Genomic DNA, 17767 nt, shown 5'->3' with positions numbered 1-17767 from the left:
GCGGGTCTGGCGGCGGGTCGGCAATCCCACCCTAGAGTGTGTCGTCGGGGCGCGGATGCGACCCGCGACAAGCCCTTTCGCAAAGGATGAGGATGAGGCCGACAACGACTGCCACCCACGCCATCGTGCGCGAGGCGCCCGCCCGGGCCTGGACCGAGGCCCTCCCGCTCGGCAACGGACGGCAGGGGCTGATGGTCTTCGGGGACGACCAGGCCGAGCAGTTTCACCTCAACGACTCGACGGCGTGGTCGGGCGGACCGGCGGCCGAGCTGCGGGGGCCGACGGTGACCGCGGAGGACGCGCGCAAGGCCTTGGCCGAGGCAAGGGCGGCGATCCGGGACGGCCGGGCGGCCGACGCCACGCCGTCGCTGCATCGGCTGCAGCACCGTCACACCCAGGCGTTCCTCCCATTGGGGGCGCTGACGGTCCGGTTCGAGGGGCACGTGGGGGAGCGGTCGCACTACGAGCGTCAGCTGGACCTGGCCACCGCCACGCACACCACCACCAGCACCCGCGGCGGCTGGACGCTGACGCAGCGGACCTGGGTGAGCCAGCCCGCAGGGGTGGCGGTTGTGGAGATCTCCACAGACCGGCCGGATGGACTTCGTGTGGAGGTGGGCCACGAGGCGCCCTGGCCGGTGCTCGAGGTCGCCGGGGGCGAGGGGCCCAGGGTAGTCGTGATGCAGTTGCCCAGCGACGTCGCGCCGTCGCACGACCCCGACGAGGAGCCGTTCGTCTTCGACAATGATCCGCTGCAGGCGGGGCGGGCGGCCGTCGTCGTCGACTGGCGCCACGACGGCGTAGATGACTCCGCGCACGGCCACCTGCTGGCGGCCGACGGCGTCAGTTCCGCGACGCTGTGGCTAACCACCGCCACCACCTTCGCGGGTCTGGGCGCCGACGGTGTCCGCGACTTCGCGGAGATGCTGGCCGAGGCCCGCGACGCCTTGGCCGCGGCGTCCGCCGTCGCGCCGGAGGAACTGTACGAGCAGCACCTGAGCGCGCACCGCGAGCTCTACGACCGGTGTGGGATCGAGGTGCCGGAGCCGGTGGGTGCTGACTTGCTGCCGGGAGCGGCGACGCCAGGCTTGCTGGCGCTGCTCTTCAACTTCGGACGCTACCTGTTGGCGTCGTGCTCGCGCCCGGGATCGCCGCCCGCGAACCTGCAGGGGATCTGGAACGCAGACCCCAGGCCGCCGTGGAGCAGCAACTACACCACCAACATCAACCTGCCCATGAACTACTGGGGCGCCGACGTCGCCAACCTGCCCGAGACCGTCGAGCCGCTGCTGGACCTCGTGGATGCGCTGCCCCGCTCGGGGCGCCGGACGGCCGAGACGCTGCACGGCGCCGCTGGTTGGGCGGCACACCACAACACCGACGTCTGGGGCTATACCCTCCCCGTCGGCCACGGGCAGCACGATCCGAGCTGGGCGTTCTGGCCCTTCGGTGGCGCGTGGCTGCTGCAGGGGTACCGGCAGCACCTCGACTTCGGCGCTGCCACCTCCAGCCGCGAAGAGCTGGCGCGGCGGGCGTGGGAGCCGACGGCGGGTGCGGCGGAGTTCGTGCTGTCCTGGTCGCGCCCGGGTCCCGACGGGCTGCTCGACACCAGCCCGTCGACCTCGCCGGAGAACCAGTTCCTGGACGCGACCGGCCGGGTTGCGTCCGCGGGGCGGTCCTCGACGCTGGACCTCGGCCTGTCGCGCGACACCTTGGAGCTGCTGGTGCTGCTGGCCGGGATCCTCGGACGCGACGACGATCCGCTCGTCGTCCGCGCCCGGGAGGCGCTGCCGCTGATCCCGCAGCCGAGCGCGGGCCGCGACGGCGCCGTTCGCGAGTGGATCGACGACCCCGAGCAGGTGGACCCGTTGCACCGGCACCAGTCGCACCTGTACTTCGCCTACCCGGGCGTCGCCGCCGTCGATGACGAGCTGGAGGCGGCGGTTCGGCGGTCCCTCGACTTGCGCGGCGACGACAGCACCGGCTGGTCGCTGGCGTGGCGGCTCGCGCTGCGCGCCCGGCTGCGGGACGCCCCTGCGGTCACGCGGTTGCTGCGCCTGGTCACGCGCGGGATGTCGGAGGATCGTGGCGGCATGAGCGGGGGTCTGTATCCGAACCTCTTCTCGGCGCATCCGCCGTTCCAGATCGACGGGAACCTGGGCTACGTCGCGGCCCTGGCGGAGTGCCTGGTGCAGAGCCACCGTGGTCGGGTGGAGCTGCTGCCCGCCCTGCCGGAGCAGCTGCCGACGGGTCGGGCGTGGGGGCTGGTGGCGCGGCCGGGGATCGTGGTCGACATGGAGTGGAGCGACGGGGTGCTCATCGGCGCGACGCTGCGCGCGCGTGACGGCGTCGCGCGGAAGGTGCTGGTTGCCTACGGCGATGAGGAGCGGGAATTGGAAGTCGGGGCGACCCCGGTTGCCTTCACCGCCCGTGTGTCCTCTCCGGTGGTCGAGTAGGGCCGGCGAGCTCTGCGAGCGCCCGTGTCGAGACCATGGAGGGCCGCGGCTGGTGGTCTCGACACGCCGGGCTTCGCCGCGGCTACTCGACCAGCGAGGTGGGCTGGGACCAGCGGGTTCCCTTTCTCCGGTGGTCGAGTAGGGCCGGCGAGCTCTGCGAGCGCCCGTGTCGAGACCACCCGAACCCACAGCACTGATCTCGACACGTGGCCGGCTCGCTCCGCTCGCGCGGCACTACTCGATCAACGGTGGGGGAGACTCCTCCCCGGTGGTCGAGTAGGGCCGGCGAGCTCTGCGAGCGCCCGTGTCGAGACCATGGAGGGCCGCGCGGTTTGGTCTCGACACGCCGGGCTTCGCCGCGGCTACTCGACCAGCGAGGTTACTCGCACCAGCTGCTCGACCAGCACGGTCGGCCCAGCGCCGACGCCCCATTGCAAGCGACCAGTGCAGCGGGGAGACTTTCTCGAGTGAAGACCGACCAGATGGGAACCGCACTTCCGGCAGCGCAGGGCGAGCGGGAGCGGGTGCAGCGGCGCACGTTGTGGGTCGTCGTCGCGAGCCAGGTGCTCGGCGGCGCAGGTCTGGCCGCGGGGGTCACCGTCGGGGCGCTGCTGGCGGCCGAAATGCTCGGGTCCGACGCCGTCGCGGGGCTGCCGACGGCGTTGTTCACCCTTGGGTCGGCGCTGACGGCGCTCCTCGTCGGCCGCACCACCCACCGCTGGGGCCGACGGATCGGACTCGGGCTGGGCTTCGGTGCCGGTGGGATCGGCGCGATCGGCGTCGTCCTCTCGGCCGTGAGCGGCAACATCGTCGCGCTTTTCCTGTCCTTCTTCATCTACGGCGCGGGCACCGCTACGAACCTGCAGGCCCGTTACGCGGCCACGGACCTGGCGCCGACGGCGAAACGCGGGACCGCGATCAGCGTCGCCATGGTCTCCACCACCTTGGGTGCGGTGGCCGGCCCTAACCTCGTGGAGCCGCTGGGGCGGTTAGCCACCTCGCTGGGCATCCCGGCCCTGGCCGGCCCGTTCCTGCTGGCCGCCGTCGCCTACCTCGGCGCCGGGTCGGTGCTGCTCGCGCTCCTGCGCCCCGACCCCTACCTGCTCGCCAAGGCCCTCGACGCGGCTGAGGCCGGGACCGATGCGCAGGTCGGCGAGGTCCCGAAGGCTGGGGTCGGCGCGTACGTCGGCGCCGCCGTCATGGTCCTGGCGCAGATCGCGATGGTGGCGATCATGACGATGACGCCGGTCCACATGCTGGCCCACGACCATTCGCTGGGCGCCGTCGGGCTGGTGATCAGCTTCCACATCGCGGCGATGTTCCTGCCCTCACCGCTGACCGGGATCCTGGTGGACCGGCTCGGTCGCAGGAAGATGGCACTGGCTTCCGGACTGACGCTGCTCGTAGCCGGCCTCGTCGCCGCCCTCAGCCCGGAGGATTCGCTGGGGCTGCTGATCCTGGCGCTGGTGCTGCTGGGCCTGGGCTGGAACTTCGGCCTGATCTCGGGCACGGCGCTGGTGGTCGACGGGACTGTTCCGGGGAACCGCGCCCGGGTGCAGGGGACCATCGACGTCGGGATCGCCGTGACGGGCGCAGGCAGCGGCGTGATGTCGGGCGTCGTCATGGCCGCCACCAACTACGGCTTGCTCTCCCTCGCCGTCGGGGTGCTCGCGTTGCTCCTGATCCCCGTCCTCTACTGGGCGCGCAACAGGTAGCCCCGGCTGCGAAGGCGCCGTAGGGTGATGGGGTCGAAGGGGTGCATCTCCGTGGATGAAGCCCTGCCATACCGGAAGGAGCACTCCGCATGATCGACCTACCGCCAATCACGTGGGAGGCGGTACTCGTCGGGCTGGGTGTGCTGGCGGTCGGCATCGTGCTGGGCTACCTTGCGCGGTTCCTGATGCGAGCGTTCCTCACCTGGCGCCGTCGCAGCGAGAGTTCCACACGCGTGTTCTCGTCGCTGGTCCAGGTGGCCATCGTCGTGCTGTTCACCGCCGCTGCCATCACCGTGGTGTTCCCCAGCGTCAAACCGGTCGACGTGCTGGGCGGCATCACCATCGTGTCGCTGGCAGCCGGCATCGCGTTCCAGACCGTGCTCGGAAACATGTTCGCCGGGATCGTAATCCTCGCCCGGGACCGCTTCCGCGTCGGCGACCAGATCTCAGTCCTCGAACACGCGGGCACCGTCAGCGAGATGGGCCTGTCCCACACCGCGCTGCGGACCTTCGACGGCCGCCTGGTGCTGATCCCCAACTCCTCGCTGCACTCCGAGATCGTCACGGTCCAGACCGGCTACGAGCGGGTGCGCTCCACCGTCGCCGTCGACCTCGATGACGCCACCGACCTGTCGCACGCCCGCCGCGTCGCGCTGGAGGCCATGAGCCAGATCCCGTCGGTCCTCGACGATCCGGCCCCGGAGGCGCTGCTGCGCGAGATCGGCACCGCCACCGTGCGGATGGACCTGCGGTTCTGGTCGGGTGCCAGGCAGCTCGAGATCCGCACCGTCCAGGACGCCGTCATCCAGCGGGTGGTGGAGGCGTTCCGCGAGCACGACGTGAAGTCCGGCGACGACGTCGTGACCGTCAAGCTCGTGGAGCAGGAGGCTGCGACGCCCGATAGCTCCGCGGAGTGAGGCCCAGGACGTCGCGGAAGTCAGCGGTCAGGTGGGCATGGTCGGCGTAGCCGAGGTCGGCGGCCACCTGCGCCACCGTCGCGCCCGTTTCCTCCCGGAGCCGCTGCGCCGCCTCCTGCAGGCGGTAGCGGCGGATGATCGCCAGCGGCGGGCGGCCGACGTAGCGCTCGGCCAGGCGCTGCACGCTGCGGACGGAGAGGTGCAGGTGCTCGGCAAGTTGCTCGACGCGCACGATTGACCGGTCGGTCCGGACCAGGTCCTCCAGCGCGTTGGCCGCGAGCGCGCCGTCGTCCGGCGCCGTGAAGGTGCCCAGTATCCAGGCGCTGAAGGCCCCGACGGCGGCGTCGCGGTCGCCCTCGGTCATGGCGGCGACGACTTCTCGATGCAGGTCGGCAGCGTCGACGGGGGACTCGGCGTCGCGGATTGCCGACGGCGCGATCCCCAGCCCGGCGATTCCCGCCGGCCGCAGCAGTGCCCCCACGGCCCAGCCGGTGCCGGTGAGGTCGCGGTGCGAGATCCGCGTGGTCGGGCCGGAGACGGCGACGCCGTCGGGCATCACGGTGAGGTTCGACGCCGGGAACGGCAGCACCTCCTGACGCGAGGTGCGGCCCGGGGCGAGGTGCCAACTGGGAAGCCAGAACCACCGGACGAACACCTCGACGGGCTGCGGCGCTGGCGAGCGGTGGAACGTCGGCAGGCGGGCGGGGTAGAGGATCCCTCGGGAGTCGGGGTCCACGTCGCACCTCCTGTCGCGAATCTCCAAGCGGTCAGACGCTGGCGATCCTAGCGTTGCGTCCATGAACGAGAACCCTGAATCAGCCGACAACCAGCCCCGCAAGGGTGCCACCGGGCAGCACGTCATCGACGGCGTCCCGCGCGGCTCCACGAGCCTCACCCCCTTCCTCGCGATCCCCGGGGCAGCGGAGGCAATCGAGTTCTACCGCGACGTGTTCGGCGCCCGCGTCGTGGACGTGACGGAGATGGGTGGCGTCGTCGTCCACGCCGAACTCGACTTCGGCAACGGGAAGTTGCAACTCGGCGAGCCCAGCCCCGACTTCAAGCTGGTGCCGCCACCCGAGGGGGACGAGGACTGCTACTCGATTGGGATGTACTGCGGCGACGTCGACGCGCTGGTGGAGCGCGCCGTCGCGGCCGGTGCCAAGGTGCGCGAGCCGGTGAGTGACTTCGTCTCCGGTGACCGCTTCGCCTCCATCCGGGACCCGTTCGGGGTGCGGTGGTCCGTGATGTCGAAGGTGGAGGACATCTCGGAGGAGGAGAGCGCCCGGCGCGTGTCCGAGTGGGCGGCGTCGACCCGTTGATCGAGTAGTGCCGCGCGAGGGGGCGGGCCCCTCACCCGTTGATCGAGTAATGCCGCGCGAGCGGAGCGAGCCGGCCATGTGTCGAGATCAGGGCTGCGGCGGGGGGGGGTCTCGACACGGGCGCTCGCAGAGCTCGCTGGCCCTACTCGACCAGCGGAGGTGGTCTCGCTCACCGTTGATCGGGTAGTGCCGCGCGAGGTGCGGGTCCTTCCACCGTTGATCGAGTAATGCCGCGCGAGCGGAGCGAGCCGGCCATGTGTCGAGATCAGGGCTGCGGCGGGGGGGGGGCTCGACACGGGCGCTCGCAGAGCTCGCTGGCCCTACTCGACCAGCGGGAAGGGGTCTCTTCCCCCGGTGATCGAGTAATGCCGCGCGAGCGGAGCGAGCCGGCCATGTGTCGAGATCAGCGTTGCGGCGGGGGTGTGGTCTCGACACGGGCGCTCGCAGAGCTCGCCGGCCCTACTCGACCAGCGGGAGGGGTCTCTTCCCCCGTTGATCGAGTAATGCCGCGCGGGCGGAGCGAGCCGGCCATGTGTCGAGATCAGGGCTGTGGGTTCGTGTGGTCTCGACACGGGCGCTCGCAGAGCTCGCTGGCCCTACTCGACCAGCGGGGTTGGTCTCGAACAGCGGGGGTGGTCCCCACCGTTGATCGAGTAATGCCGCGCGAGCGGAGCGAGCCGGCCATGTGTCGAGATCAGGGCTGTGGGTTCGTGTGGTCTCGACACGGGCGCTCGCAGAGCTCGCTGGCCCTACTCGACCATCGGAGGGTTACTCCGTTGCCGTTCGAGGCGGTTGTCGACCGCCTGTTCAGAGTGAGAGTAGGGACTGCGTCAGGATCAAGACCGCGGCCACCGCGAGGAACACGGTGAACCCGATCCCAAGGGTGCGCGCAGGGAGGCGGCGGCCGAGTTTCCCGCCGGCGATGGCCCCCGCTGCGGCGAGGACGCTGAACCAGCCGATCAGCGGCCAGTCGATCTCGACGGCACCCGTCAGGCGGGTGGCGAGCGCGACGATCGAGTTGAGCACGATCACCAGCAGGGACGTCGCCACCGCCTGTTGCATTCCGAACCCGAGCGCGAACACCAGCGCGGGCACGATCGCGAATCCGCCGCCGACGCCGAAGAACCCGGTCAGGAGGCCGACGCCGGTGGCCGCCGCGGCCACGAGCGCCACCCGTCGCCAGTTGATGCGCAGGGGGTTGCGCTCCACCATCGGCGGGGTGTCTGGGGTGTCCCTGGCCCGCGATTTGCGCGAGTACTTGCGCGCCATCACGCCAGCCACCACCAGCAGCAGGACCGCGAACAGGATCATCAGCACGTCGCCGGGCATCCGCATGGACAACAGCGAGCCGCCGACGGCGCCGACGATCCCCAGCACGGAGAACACGACGCCCTCCCAAGCCCGCACGTGCCCGGCCCGCCAGTGGCCGACCAGTCCCGCCGACGCCGTCGCCGTGACGACGATGAGGGACCCGACCATCGCGGCGGCGGGTGACTGCTGCGCGAGGTAGACCAGCACCGGCACCGTGATGATCGCGCCGCCGCCGCCGAGGGCGCCCATAACGAGCCCCACGGCGACGGCGAGGGGGATAAGCCACCACGTCATGGGTGCTATGCCAGGCAGGGTCGGGCGGAGACGGGGTGCCCGGCTGCGATCCAGGCCTTCGTGCCCCCGCGGACGGAGACCGCGTCGATCCCGAATGCCGCCAGCGTCTCCGCGCCTCGCAGCGAGCGTCGTCCGCTGCGGCAGACGACGTAGACCTGCCCGTCGGTGGGGACCTCGGAGATGCGGTCGGGCAGGTCGCCGAGCGGAATGCAGACCGCGGACGGGACGTGACCCTCGGCGAACTCATCGGGCTCGCGGACGTCGAGGATGAAGTCGCCGCGCTTGTGGGCGGCGTGCAGGTCGGAGATCGCGACTTCTTGGATCTCGGTCATGTCAATGCCCCCCGACCATCGGCAGGCCGTTCTTGGCCGCGTTGCCGAAGTCGTCGTCGATGACGACGACCTTGCGTCCGGCCGCCGCGAGCATCGAGGCCGCTATCGACGAGCGGTAGCCGCTGGCGCAGTGCACCCAGACCTCGCCGTCGGGGGCGTCGTCCATCCGCTTGAGCAGTTCGTGCAGCGGGATGTTGGCGGCGCCGTCGATGTGGGAGTCGCCGTACTCGGAGGCGCGGCGGACGTCGAGGATGGCGACCTCGCGGTGGTGCCGGACCTGGGACAGGTCTCCGAAGTTGGCCTGCGGGTAGCTGGCGACGTGGTCGGTCCAGTCGTCGGGGCGGCCGGTGGCGCTGGCCTCGATGTGCTCGATACCGATGCGGATCAGCTCGCGCTGGGCCTCGGCCACCTGCTCGCGTGACTCGCCCAGGAGGGTGAGCGGGGTGCCCCATGGGATCAGCCAGCCTAGGTAGGTGGCCAGTTGACCGTCGCCGGGGAAGTTGAACGAGCCGGGCACGTGGCCGGCGGCGTAGACGGTGCGGTTGCGTAGATCGACGACCCACTCGCCGCGCTCCAGCCGCTCGCGGATCTGCTCCTTGTCCGCCGGGGCGGGCTCGGAGAGGTCGGCCTCATGCGGGCCCTCGGCGTTGGCGGGGGCCATGTGGGCGTAGTAGGCCGGGTACACGTCCAGGCCGGCGAGGATTTCCTCGATCCACTCCTGCTCGTCCTTCGTCAGGACCGGGTTGGACTTCTTCTCGCGCCCGATCGTGGACTCGGTGCCCTCGGTCTCGGTGGCGGCGCAGAAGCTGCCGAAGCCGTGGGTGGGCATGACCTCGGTCTGGTCGGGCAGCTCGGCGGCCAGCCTGCGCGCGGAGTTGTACTGGTGGCGGACCAGTTCGTGGGTGTGGGCCTCGCCGCGCAGGTCAGGCCGCCCCGTCGCGCCGAACAGCAGGGAGCCGCCGCTGAAGACCGCCTGGCCGCGGGCGTCGTCGTCGTTCGCGGTGGGGTCGAGCAGGACGTAGGACAGGTGCGTGAACGTGTGGCCCGGGGTGGCAAGCGCCTTCACAGACATGGTGGGGCTGACCTCGACCACCTCGGAGTCGACGATGGGGGTGCGCTCGAACGCGACGTCGTCGGCGGCGTTGACGTAGTAGTCGGCGCCGAGGCGCTGGGCCAGGGCGAGCCCGCCGGTGACGTAGTCGTTGTGGATGTGGGTCTCGAAGACGGCCTTGAGGGTCACACCTTCTTCTTCCAGGATGTCCAGGACGCGGTCGATGTCGCGCTGCGGGTCGACGACGAACGCGGCGTCGCCGTCGTGGACGACATAGCTGCGGTCGCCCAGCGTGGGGGTCTCAAGGGTGATGATCTTCGCCATTGGGTTCTCCTCGGTCGGGTAGCTCCAATATACCCCGGGGGGTATACGAGAGCCAAAGTGAGTGCTTCCTTCGTTGATCGAGTAGCGCCCGTGAGGAACGAGAGGGTCTCTCTCGCCGATGATCGAGTAGCGCCCGTGAGGAACGAGAGGGTCTCTCTCGCCGTTGATCGAGTAGCGCCCGTGAGGAACGAGAGGGTCACTCTCGCCGTTGATCGAGTAGCGCCCGTGAGGAACGAACGGGTCTCTCTCGCCGTTGATCGAGTAGCGCCCGTGAGGAACGAGCGGGCCGCGTGTCGAGATCCCCCTTGGGCCCCTCCGAGATCACCGTGCAGTCGGAGTTGACCTGAAGTGCACTTCAGCTCCTAGCGTCGGTGGCATGAAGAATTTCGAGCGTGTTCTGAGGGTCCTGTTCGCAGCCGGAGCCGTGCTGCAGGTGGTGCTGGCGATTGCCGTGGTGTCCCGATCCTGGTGGATCGCACTTCTGTTCCTGGCCGCGGCAGCGCTGCTGGGGCGCGGGGCGCTGCGCGGGTGCCGACGCAACCTGAAGCTGGGCTCTGCACTCGCGTTGATCGTGCCGCTGCTGGTGGGCCTGACTGGGGTCGAACCCTTCGAGTTGGCCCACCACGTTGTCCGATTGGGTGTCGTGAGCGGCATGCTGGTCACATGGCTTCTGGTTCGTTCCTCGGTATCGGCGAAGTCGCCCGCGCAGCAGGCCTGAGCGTCGAGACCGTCCGCTACTACGAGTCGGCCGGTCTGCTCAGCCCTGAGCGCGACGACAGCGGTCGCCGTCGCTACTCCACGAAGGACCAGGACGCGCTAGCCGTCATCAACGCCTTGCGCGGGGCCGGGTTCGGGATCCGCGTGGTCAGGGAGGTGATCGGCGCCAAACGCGCGGATGACTCGCCGGCGCAGCGGCTGGAAGCGGGCCTCGGGATCATCGAGGAATTGAGCCGCCGCCTCGACGAGCGGCAGGCCGCGCTCGACGAGGCCCGCGCGCTGTGTGACGGGTGGCATCGCGAACTGTTGGAGGCGAAGAAGGCCTTGGCCTCACGAGTGGTCGAGTGAGCGGGGGTGGGGCCCGCTCGACCAGCGGGGGTGTGGTCTCGACACGCCGGGCTTCGCCGCGGCTACTCGACCAGCGGGGTGGGGCCCGCTCGACCAGCGGGGGTGGGGTCTCGACACGCCGGGCTTCGCCGCGGCTACTCGACCAGCGGGGGTGGGGTCTCGACACGGGCGCTCGCAGAGCTCGCTGGCCCTACTCGACCAGCGGGGGTGGGTCTCGACACGGGCGCTCGCAGAGCTCGCTGGCCCTACTCGACCAGCGGGGTGGGGTCTCGACCAGCGGGTGGTCTCGACACGGGCGCTCGCAGAGCTCGCTGGCCCTACTCGACCAGCGGGTGCGGTCTCGACACGGGCGCTCGCGGAGCTCGCTGGCCCTACTCGACCAGCGGGTGTGGCCCCGACACGGGCGCTCGCAGAGCTCGCTGGCCCTACTCGACCAGCGGGGGTGGGGTCTCGACCAGCGGGGCGGGGTCAGTCGCGGATCACCATCGCCATGCCGGCGAAGGCGGGCAGCTCCACGTTGAAGCCGCCCAGGTCGTCGACCTTGCCCACCTTGCGACGGGTGGTGAGGTCGAAGACGCGGCCTGGGGGCAGCAGTTCGGACTGGACGCGGGCGTCGAGCTTCTCGGCGCTGAAGTTGAGCGCCGTGATCTGCGTGGCGCCGATCTCCAGTTCGTTCACCAGCACCAGCAGCGACTTGTTGCCCACCTCCGGCACGTCCACCAGCGCCCCCGACGCCAGTCCGTTGCGCTTGCGGACCTTCAGGATCCCGGCCAGCCGGGAGGCGAACGACGACTCCCGCTTCAGCTGCTCAGGCACGGGGCCGTAGAGGGCGCGGGCACGGGGCATGCCGGAGGACGACTTCTTCGCATCCGGGGACGCGCCCAGCAGGTCGTAGGCGCCGCGGTGGATCCAGCGGGTGTCACCGGAGGCGATCAGGGAGCGCACCTCCGAGCGCGGCAGCGGCAGCGCTCCGACGAGGTCCCACCCGGACAGCGCGAACACGCCCGGCTGCCACGCGTTGTACATGCACAGCAGCAGGTGCGCGCTGGCGATCCGGCGGGCGTCGCCGTCGGTGATCTCGTCGAGGTCGGTGATGCCCAGGCTGGCGGCGACGATGGACGCCGTCGTCGAGGCGATCCCGTTCTGGGTGAACACCGAGTTGTACGGCGCCGCCTCCCCGGTGAGCTTGTCCCGCATGGTCTGGCGGATGTGCTCGGCCAGGTCCTGCCCGGTGTACTCCTCACCGCCGAGGGTGTAGACGTCGTCGCGGTGCGCGGCGGCGAAGTGCACCAGTTCGTAGGTGAGCTCGTCGTGGTTCTGGAGGGCATGGACCAGGGAGGCCTGGTCGACGCCGAGGTCCATGGCCTCGCGCAGCACCAGCCGCAGGAACTCGGTGTCGCCGGTGGCCAGCGCCACCTGCGCGGCCGGGCGGGTGATGAAGTCGTAGGACAGGTCCGGCCCGACGGCGCCTGTTCGCTGGATGTCGTCGATGGCCAGGTTCAGTTCCTGGAACGTGAACCCGCCCACCTTCCGCACCAGCGACCCGATCAGCTGATTGGCCGCCAGCGACAGCGGGTGGCCCTCGGACCAGGCGGGGGAGTGGTCGACAGCGCGCTCGACGCCGAGGAAACCGTTGGCGTCGAGGCGCAGGCCGCCGGAGCCCAGGTCCAGCAGCGAGTGCAGCGCGTCGCCCATGACCAGCCGCATGCCGGCGCACGTCGGGTCCAGCCAGTTGATGGTGGGCTGGCCCTCCTTGAAGTAGTGCAGGTAGACCCAGCGGTGCAGGTTGCCCTTGTAGTCGCGGATGGGCGGGGTGACCGACCAGTTGGTCTCCTTGACGCCCGGCTCGTAGAAGATGACGCGCTGCAGCGCCCCGATGATCAGGCCCTGCTCGGCGAGCGCGGCCTCGGCCTCGGGGGTCAGGTTGATCGAGTCGCGGCCCTCGGGGACGTCGGGCAGCAGGTGCCAGGCCGCCTCGGGGATGTCGATCATGTGGTAGATGCCCGGGTAGTCGCGGTAGTTCAGCTCCGCCAGGCGGAAGTCGGCGCCCTTGCCGGTGTGGCCGGGGACGATGTCGTCGATGATGGTGCCGTTGAAGCGGGAGGCGGTCTCGCACATAGTGCGGAACTCCTCCTCGGTGCCGAACATCGGGTCCATGGCCATGGAGATGCGGTCGAAGTGGCCGTCGACGCTGGGGGTCGGCTCCCAGCCGTCGATGCCGCCCGCCAGCTTCACCGGGCCGGTGTGCATGGCGTCGATCCCGATCTGCGCGAACGCCTCCCACAGCTCGGGAGCCCCCAGCGCGCCGAGGTAGGACTGGCCCGGCTTGGTGATGTGGGACAGCGGGTAGGCGGTGTACCAGACCGACGCCTGCGCGAGGGCGGCGCGCGGGTCCGGGTGCGCGTAGGGGTGGGCCCACATGGTGTGCTTGCCGGCCAGCTGCCGAGCCACACGGGAGGCGTCGTGGAGCATGGACTGCTCCTCGAGCCACTCGACGTAGGCGGTGTTGGCGCCGGAGGCCTCGAACGGCGGGGCGATCGGGCTCTCGTCGGCGAAGCGACGGCGTGCGCGCGGCCTCAGCTTGGCGGGCCGGGCGGCGAAGCGCTGCTCGTCGAAGCTGATCTCGGGGAGCTCGTCGGAGTCCTCTGCCGGTTGCGGCGCCTGCGGTGCCGGCGCGCTCTCGGGTGCCGGTTTCGGCGTCCGCGCCGGGCGGGCGGCGGCCCGGGGTTTGGTCTCCCTCTCCTCGGCGACGACAGGCTGGTCCTCGGACGGCTTGGCGGAAACGTCGGTTCGGATGCTCACCCGTTAGAGGCTACCTGTCCGGGCGGCGCGGTTGTCGCGCTGAGCGGCACCGCGTGGATAGCCTGTGTCCACCATGCAACTCGCCCTGCTGATCTCGCTCCTCGCCGGTCTGGCCACGACCATCGGCGGGGTGCTCGTCATCCAGCGCAAGAGCCTCGGGCGGGAGTTCCTCGCCGTCGCACTTGCGTTCGCGGCGGGCGCGATGGTGCTGATCTCCTTCATGCAGGTGCTCCCGCTGGGGATCACGTGGATGACCCAGACCTACCCGCGCGCCACCGCCGAGGCGCTGGTGTTCCTCGCGTTCTTCGCGGGGATCGTGCTGGTGCTCGTGATCGACCGGCTGTTGCCGTCGTCGCTGAACCCCAGCGAGATCGAGGGCCGCGAGGGCGCCATGCAGTCCGACGACGAGGCCCGCAACACCCGGCTCCTGCGCAGCGGCCTGCTGGTGGGGCTGGTGCTGGGACTGCACAACTTCCCCGAGGGCATGGCCACCTTCTTCACCACCTACCAGGACCCGCGCGTCGGCATCACGCTCGCGGTCGCCGTCGCCATCCACAACGTGCCGGAGGGGATCGCCGTCGCGGCACCGGTGTACGCGGCGACGGGGTCGCGCAAGAAGGCGCTCGGGTGGGCAACCGTCTCCGGCCTGACCGAGCCGATTGGCGCGCTGGTGGCCGCGGCGCTGATCAGCTGGGTGGTGCCGGAGTCGGTGCTCGGCCTGTTCTACGGGCTGGTGGCGGGGATGATGGTGTTCCTCGCGCTCGACGAGATGCTGCAGGCGTCGTGGCGGTACCAGACCGACAAGCACCAGACGATCTACGGGATGGTCGCGGGGATGGCGACGGTGGCCGCCAGCCTGGTGCTGTTCGCCGCGTCCTGAGCCGGGCCGCAAGTACCCTGCCGCTATGGAAACCCACGGGGCCATCGACGCCGCCGCACTCCTGTCCGGTCCGCGCGGCAGGCGTCTCTGTCTTGAACTCGCCCGCCGGAGCCTCGGCGACGACGTCGCGCACGCCATCTTCTACGCCTCCCACCGCATGGACCCCGGAGCCGGGACGTCGCGGGTGCTGTTCGGCTTCGGCAACACCCAGGCGCCGGAGGTCAGCGCCGACGCAGTGGCCGCGGCCATCGCGGCCGCCGGAGTCCCAGAGATCGGCGACGAAGAACTCTGGGCCGCGCTCACCGACGCCGTCGCGAACGCCCGGTACTGGCAGGAACCCGATGGCGAGGACGTCCTGGCAGTAAACGACGACGTCCGGCGAGCGCTGGGCCCGCTCGCGGCGGCCGTGGCCGACTCCCCCCACGCCCGCTGGTGGACCACTCCGTTCGACGCGGACGGCCAGGCGCTCCTCGACTGGGACGGGCCCGGCCAACCGGCCAGCAGCGGCCACCCCGCCGCGGTGCTCGACGCCTGGCGCCGCGACCAGGTGGCGGGGGAGGAACGCGCGGCCAAGGACCGGCCCGCCGACCCCACGGCCGACCACAGCGGGGAGTGGTGGTCCATCCCGCCGCACGGGTTGTTCCGCACCACTCGCAGCCTGCCAGGCCGCGGTCCGGCGGGGTTCTGGCTGGTGGAGGATGAAACCGGCTGGACGCGGGCGCTCGTCACCGCCGTCGAGGTGCCCGACGGGGTGCGGGTCCTGGAGCTCGACTCACCCGATGCCTGGGCCGACCTCTGCCGACGGCACCCGCTGCGGGTGACCGCCTCGAAGCGGCACGACTGGTACCGCACCACCGGCCGCGGCGACGTCGAGTGGGTGGTGCCGGACTGGGCTGCCGTGGCCCGGGAGGCCGACGTCGTGCACCTGTCCGTCGCCGGTTGGCTCACCACGGCTGGGGTAGCGGTGGAAGTTGCCGACGGCGTCGCCTCGGTCCTGGCCGGCTGGGACCCCGACGCCGCGTTCTGGCTCACAAGCCACCCGACGCCAAAGGGGCCGGCCCTTTCGGACCGGCCCCACTGGATCGAACGACCCGCCTAGCTCACTGTCCGCTGACGGTGAGTTCCAGGCTGGTGGTGATGCCACCGGCCTGGACCGAGATCGTGGCGGATCCGGCACCCGTTGCGGTGACCTCGCCGGTCACGGCGTCGACGGTGGCCACGGCGGTGTTCGAGCTGGTCCACACGTGCGACATCGGGTTCGCCACCGGGATGACCGGCGGGTTGGCGATGTTCGCACCGTTGGTGTTCACGGCTGTGGCCGTGTACTGCTTGGTCTCGCCCACGGCCAGCGCGTCGTCGGCGCCCTGGTCGATTGCCACCGACTTGAGCAGCGGCTCGACGGCGAACTGCACCGTGCCGTCGGGGTTGACGTGCAGCAGGCCGAAGTGGAAGAAGCCGCCCTGGTCAGCCGCGTAGTACGGCGGGGTGCCGACGTCGGCGATGGTCAGCTGCGGGATGCCGGTGACCGAGTCGGCCGGGTTGCCCTGCGGGTCCAGCACCAGGTTCGCGAACCCGCGCGAGTGCCCCTGCAGGTCGGACTGCCGGTCGCGGACCTCCGCGAGCAGGGAGAGCGCCAGCAGGGGCCGGTCCGTGCTGGAGCCGTCGACGCCGGTCTCGAGGACCCGCTGCAGGTCCCCGGCGTCGTTGAACATCGAGGCGCAGACGCCGTAGCCGCGGCCCCGCCAGTGCTCGACGATCTCGCGGGTCAACCCGGGCCAGTGGAGCAGGAGGTTGGTCACCGGTAGTTCGTCGACGATGTACGGCCAGTCGCTGAGGACGTCGGCCACCAGCAGGGCGCTGCCGCGTTCCAACTGCACGCCGGTGTCATGGAATACCCGCAGGGAGAAGGGGTCGAAGCTGCTCACGCGGCATCTGGCGCGGTCCTCGGCGCTGCGCGTGCGCAGGAACTCGGCCAGTGCGTGGGCGGCCCGGGGGGCCTTGATCTCCACCTGCAGGTTCAGGGCGGTGTGGTCGAGGACGTCGGCGAAGGTGGGGACCCGCTGCCCCAGCCCCAGGTCGACGGACTGCAGCTCGTCCAGTCCGAGCGCCTCGATCGGTATCCCCGCGAAGGGGCTGCTGTCCCGGGCGACCCGGCGCAGCGTCCGGTCGTGCGAGAGCACCAGCACGCCGTCGCGGGTCAGTTGGACGTCGAGCTCGGCCTCCCGGAAGCCCAGCTCCTCGGCGGCGGTGAAGGCCAGCAGGGTGTTCTCGGGGGCGCGGTCCACCGCACCGCGGTGCGCGGTGAGGGTGAAGTCGTGAGAGAGGTGGGCACCGTTATTGCTGGGCATCGCGGGGTCCTTCTACTTGAGGCCGGACTGGGTGAAGCTCTGTGTGAACTGGCGTTGCATTACGAGGAAGAGCAGCAACATCGGCACCATCGCCATGGTTCCGGCCGCGAGCATCAGGGGGACGTTGCTCACGTAACTGCCCTGGAGTTGGGTGAGGCCGGGGGCGAGGGTGAGCTTGTCGGGGGAGCGGTTGACCACCAGGGGCCACAGCAGGTCGTCCCAGGAGGCCAGCATGCTCATCACCGCCAGCGCGGTCAGCGGCCCCTTGGCGTTGGGGACCACGATCTGCAGGAAGATCCGGCCGTAGCCGGCGCCGTCGATGACGGCCGCCTCGATCAGCTCGCGGGGGAAGGACCGGAAGGACTGCGCCAGCAGGAAGGCGCCGATGGCGCTGAAGACGCTGGGCACGACGAGCGCCGCGAGGGTATCGGTCATCCCCAGCGCCACGAAGATCTGGTACTGCGGCAGCAGGAAGATCTGGCCCGGCACCATCGTGACCATCAGCATCCCCAGGAGGATCGCGTTGCGGCCCGGCACCCGGACCACTTCGAGGCCGAAGGCCGCCATCGCCGCGATCAGGACCGTCAGCACCACCGTCGCCGCGGTGACTATGACGGTGTTGACCAGCTGGGTGGCGAAGGGGACGGTGGCGAAGACGTCGACGAAGTTGTCCAGGTTCCAGGCGTCCGGGAGGATCGTCGGTGGCTGGCGCATCGATTCGGGCCGGTCCTTGAAGGCCGTGAGGACCATCCAGGCCATGGGCACGAGCACCACGAGGCACAGCAGCCCCAGGGCGCCCACCGAGAGCACGGACTTCAGCGGGTTGGCTGGCTTAGCCTCGATCCACCGATGAGCTGCTGAGGAGGTCGCTGTCGGCGGCAGGATGTCGGGGCTGGAGTGAGGGCGTGCAGGAGTTGCCGGTCTGCCCGGCTCTTCCACTGGGGTTCCTGCTT

General features: G+C 70.6%; 15 protein-coding genes. 8 read left to right on the top strand and 7 right to left on the bottom strand.

Annotated features, from left to right (window positions below; all coding sequences use genetic code 11):
* The first annotated feature begins 92 nt into the window (after positions 1-92).
* The 3 genes from LKO27_RS13645 to LKO27_RS13635 all read left to right on the top strand — a co-directional run bounded on the left by LKO27_RS13645 (position 93) and on the right by LKO27_RS13635 (position 5088).
* Positions 93-2456, top strand: a complete 2364-nt coding sequence (locus LKO27_RS13645) for a glycoside hydrolase N-terminal domain-containing protein (protein ID WP_227738068.1) — start codon at positions 93-95, stop codon at positions 2454-2456.
* Positions 2457-2923: 467 nt separating this feature from the next.
* On the top strand, positions 2924-4171 hold the full coding sequence (locus LKO27_RS13640; RefSeq protein ID WP_227738067.1) for an MFS transporter: 1248 nt from the start codon (positions 2924-2926) through the stop codon (positions 4169-4171).
* An 89-nt stretch (positions 4172-4260) separates the two neighbouring features.
* Positions 4261-5088: a mechanosensitive ion channel family protein gene (locus LKO27_RS13635; RefSeq protein WP_227738066.1), complete on the top strand. Its 828-nt coding sequence runs from the start codon at positions 4261-4263 to the stop codon at positions 5086-5088.
* On the opposite strand, the gene LKO27_RS15645 is transcribed toward LKO27_RS13635, so the two are convergent.
* Positions 5039-5824 carry a helix-turn-helix domain-containing protein gene (locus LKO27_RS15645; protein WP_227738065.1) on the bottom strand — a complete coding sequence of 262 codons (786 nt, stop codon included), beginning with the start codon at positions 5822-5824 and terminating at the stop codon, positions 5039-5041. The two genes, LKO27_RS13635 and LKO27_RS15645, sit on opposite strands and share 50 nt — an antisense overlap.
* A gap of 61 nt (positions 5825-5885) precedes the next feature.
* Here LKO27_RS15645 and LKO27_RS13625 point away from each other — a divergent pair, with 61 nt between their 5' ends.
* Positions 5886-6407: a glyoxalase/bleomycin resistance/extradiol dioxygenase family protein gene (locus tag LKO27_RS13625; RefSeq protein WP_227738064.1), complete on the top strand. Its 522-nt coding sequence runs from the start codon at positions 5886-5888 to the stop codon at positions 6405-6407.
* 807 nt (positions 6408-7214) lie between these two features.
* On the opposite strand, the gene LKO27_RS13620 is transcribed toward LKO27_RS13625, so the two are convergent.
* The 3 genes from LKO27_RS13620 to LKO27_RS13610 are packed head-to-tail and all read right to left on the bottom strand — an operon-like array spanning position 7215 to position 9719.
* Positions 7215-8012 carry a sulfite exporter TauE/SafE family protein gene (locus tag LKO27_RS13620; RefSeq protein ID WP_227738063.1) on the bottom strand — a complete coding sequence of 266 codons (798 nt, stop codon included), beginning with the start codon at positions 8010-8012 and terminating at the stop codon, positions 7215-7217.
* A 5-nt stretch (positions 8013-8017) separates the two neighbouring features.
* Positions 8018-8344, bottom strand: coding sequence for a rhodanese-like domain-containing protein (locus LKO27_RS13615; protein ID WP_227738062.1), 327 nt, complete (start codon positions 8342-8344; stop codon positions 8018-8020).
* A 1-nt stretch (position 8345) separates the two neighbouring features.
* The gene (locus LKO27_RS13610; protein ID WP_227738061.1) at positions 8346-9719 is read right to left on the bottom strand and encodes an MBL fold metallo-hydrolase; all 1374 of its coding nucleotides are present in this window, start codon (positions 9717-9719) and stop codon (positions 8346-8348) included.
* Positions 9720-10095: 376 nt separating this feature from the next.
* Here LKO27_RS13610 and LKO27_RS13605 point away from each other — a divergent pair, with 376 nt between their 5' ends.
* Together LKO27_RS13605 and LKO27_RS13600 are read left to right on the top strand one after the other, a co-directional pair.
* On the top strand, positions 10096-10437 hold the full coding sequence (locus LKO27_RS13605) for a hypothetical protein (protein WP_227738060.1): 342 nt from the start codon (positions 10096-10098) through the stop codon (positions 10435-10437).
* Positions 10383-10784: a MerR family transcriptional regulator gene (locus tag LKO27_RS13600; protein WP_227738059.1), complete on the top strand. Its 402-nt coding sequence runs from the start codon at positions 10383-10385 to the stop codon at positions 10782-10784. The genes LKO27_RS13605 and LKO27_RS13600 overlap by 55 nt, the downstream gene beginning before the upstream one ends.
* Before the next feature lie 468 nt (positions 10785-11252).
* Here LKO27_RS13600 and treS read toward each other — a convergent pair whose 3' ends face one another.
* Complete coding sequence (gene treS / locus LKO27_RS13595; protein WP_227738058.1) at positions 11253-13586, bottom strand: maltose alpha-D-glucosyltransferase; 2334 nt, start codon at positions 13584-13586, stop codon at positions 11253-11255.
* Positions 13587-13659: 73 nt separating this feature from the next.
* Between treS and zupT the strand changes: the two genes are divergently transcribed.
* Both zupT and LKO27_RS13585 read left to right on the top strand, forming a co-directional pair.
* Entirely contained in the window at positions 13660-14466 is an 807-nt protein-coding gene (gene zupT, locus LKO27_RS13590; protein ID WP_227738217.1) for a zinc transporter ZupT, read from the top strand.
* 25 nt (positions 14467-14491) lie between these two features.
* Entirely contained in the window at positions 14492-15565 is a 1074-nt protein-coding gene (locus LKO27_RS13585) for a hypothetical protein (protein WP_227738057.1), read from the top strand.
* A gap of 1 nt (position 15566) precedes the next feature.
* Here the strand turns inward: LKO27_RS13585 and LKO27_RS13580 are convergent, their stop codons facing one another.
* Both LKO27_RS13580 and LKO27_RS13575 read right to left on the bottom strand, forming a co-directional pair.
* Positions 15567-16814, bottom strand: coding sequence for a glycerophosphodiester phosphodiesterase family protein (locus LKO27_RS13580; protein WP_227738056.1), 1248 nt, complete (start codon positions 16812-16814; stop codon positions 15567-15569).
* Positions 16815-16826: 12 nt separating this feature from the next.
* On the bottom strand, positions 16827-17624 hold the full coding sequence (locus LKO27_RS13575) for a carbohydrate ABC transporter permease (RefSeq protein ID WP_227738055.1): 798 nt from the start codon (positions 17622-17624) through the stop codon (positions 16827-16829).
* Between the last annotated feature and the right edge of the window lie 143 nt (positions 17625-17767).

It is taken from the genome of Tessaracoccus sp. OS52, from assembly GCF_020687685.1.
Classification (GTDB): domain Bacteria; phylum Actinomycetota; class Actinomycetes; order Propionibacteriales; family Propionibacteriaceae; genus Arachnia.
The sequence above is the reverse complement of the archived record's forward strand: the minus strand, read 5'-3'. Positions and strand labels throughout refer to the sequence as shown.

Coding starts and splice junctions, on each gene's coding strand:
- LKO27_RS13645 (WP_227738068.1), top strand. CDS start 93: ATGAGGCCGACAACGACTGCCACCCACGCCATCGTGCGCGAGGCGCCC.
- LKO27_RS13635 (WP_227738066.1), top strand. CDS start 4,261: ATGATCGACCTACCGCCAATCACGTGGGAGGCGGTACTCGTCGGGCTG.
- LKO27_RS13625 (WP_227738064.1), top strand. CDS start 5,886: ATGAACGAGAACCCTGAATCAGCCGACAACCAGCCCCGCAAGGGTGCC.
- LKO27_RS13620 (WP_227738063.1), bottom strand. CDS start 8,012: ATGACGTGGTGGCTTATCCCCCTCGCCGTCGCCGTGGGGCTCGTTATG.
- LKO27_RS13615 (WP_227738062.1), bottom strand. CDS start 8,344: ATGACCGAGATCCAAGAAGTCGCGATCTCCGACCTGCACGCCGCCCAC.
- LKO27_RS13610 (WP_227738061.1), bottom strand. CDS start 9,719: ATGGCGAAGATCATCACCCTTGAGACCCCCACGCTGGGCGACCGCAGC.
- LKO27_RS13605 (WP_227738060.1), top strand. CDS start 10,096: ATGAAGAATTTCGAGCGTGTTCTGAGGGTCCTGTTCGCAGCCGGAGCC.
- LKO27_RS13600 (WP_227738059.1), top strand. CDS start 10,383: ATGGCTTCTGGTTCGTTCCTCGGTATCGGCGAAGTCGCCCGCGCAGCA.
- zupT (WP_227738217.1), top strand. CDS start 13,660: ATGCAACTCGCCCTGCTGATCTCGCTCCTCGCCGGTCTGGCCACGACC.
- LKO27_RS13585 (WP_227738057.1), top strand. CDS start 14,492: ATGGAAACCCACGGGGCCATCGACGCCGCCGCACTCCTGTCCGGTCCG.
- LKO27_RS13580 (WP_227738056.1), bottom strand. CDS start 16,814: ATGCCCAGCAATAACGGTGCCCACCTCTCTCACGACTTCACCCTCACC.